The sequence below is a fragment of the Geodermatophilus sp. SYSU D01176 genome (assembly GCF_054050015.1).
This window is the reverse complement of record NZ_JBJGYN010000114.1, coordinates 1-1,308: the sequence shown is the minus strand read 5'-3', so window position 1 is coordinate 1,308 and position 1,308 is coordinate 1. Positions and strand designations below refer to the sequence as shown.

Genomic DNA, 1,308 nt, shown 5'->3' with positions numbered 1-1,308 from the left:
CCGCTTCAGCAGGGCCATGGAGCCTTCGGAGAGGTAGCGACGGTCGGAGACCTGCCACTCGTCGTGGGCCTCGACCAGCACCGCACCGGCCAGCCGCAGCAGCGCTTCGGGATTGGGGAAGACGCCCACGACGTCGGTGCGGCGCTTGATCTCCTTGTTCAGCCGCTCCAGCGGATTGGTCGACCAGATCTTCTTCCAATGCGCCACCGGGAAGGCGGTGAAGGCCAGCAGGTCCTCGGCGGCGTCCCGGAGCATCTGCTCCACCTTGGGGAACTGGCGGCCGAGCATGCCGGCGATGACGTCGAGCTGGGCGCGCACGTGCTCGGCACCGGGTTGGGCGAAGACCGTGCGGATCGCGGCGGCGACCATCTCGGCGTTGCCCTTGGGCACCCGGGCGAGCACGTTGCGCATGAAGTGCACCCGGCATCTCTGCCAACTGGCGCCGAGCAGGACGGCGCCGATGGCGGCCTTCAGGCCGGTGTGGGCGTCGGAGATGACCAGCTGCACCCCGGCCAGGCCGCGGGCCTTCAGCGAGCGCAGGAACGCCGTCCAGAACGCGCCGTCCTCGGAGTCACCGACGGCGAAGCCCAACACCTCCCGATGCCCGTCGGCGGCCACTCCGGTGGCGATGACCACCGCCTGGGAGACCACCCGCCGGTCGACGCGGGCCTTGCAGTAGGTCGCGTCGAGGAACACGTAGGGGAACGCGGTCTCGGCCAGCGACCGGTCGCGGAACGCTTCCACTTCCTCGTCCAGGTCGGCGCAGATCCGGCTCACCTCGGACTTGCTGATGCCGGTGTCGGCCCCGAGTGCCCGCACCAGGTCGTCGACCTTCCGCGTGCTGACGCCGTGCAGATAGGCCTCCATCACCACGGCGAACAGCGCCTGGTCGATCCGCCGGCGGCGTTCCAGCAGTGAGGGGAAGAACGACCCGGCGCGCAGCTTCGGGATGGGCAGCTCCAGATCCCCGGCACTCGTGGTGAGCACCCGCGGGCGGGAGCCGTTGCGCTGGGCGGTGCGGGCGTCGGTGCGCTCATGCGGCGCCGCACCGATCACCGCGGTGAGCTCGGCCTCGATCAACGCCTGGTAGATCGTGGTGGCCGCCGAGCGGATTCGGTCGTCGACGTCGGCGGCCTTCAGTGCCTGGAGCACCTCGAGCAGGGCAGACTGGTCCAGGGCCATCGTGTGCTGTGTCCTTCCGCGAGAACCATTGCCGTGGTCTCGCTGACCATCACACGGTGGCCCCCTGGCGTGATCACCAAGGCGAGCGGTGACCTGGACTTACACCACCAGCGGGGACGTCACCGA

General features: G+C 69.7%; 1 protein-coding gene. It reads right to left on the bottom strand.

Features of this window, described 5'->3' with window-relative positions; all coding sequences use genetic code 11:
- Positions 1 to 1,182: IS256 family transposase (locus ACI78Z_RS24960; RefSeq protein ID WP_457039228.1), on the bottom strand; the 1,182-nt coding region annotated here is incomplete at its 3' end.
- Positions 1,183 to 1,308 lie beyond the last annotated feature (126 nt).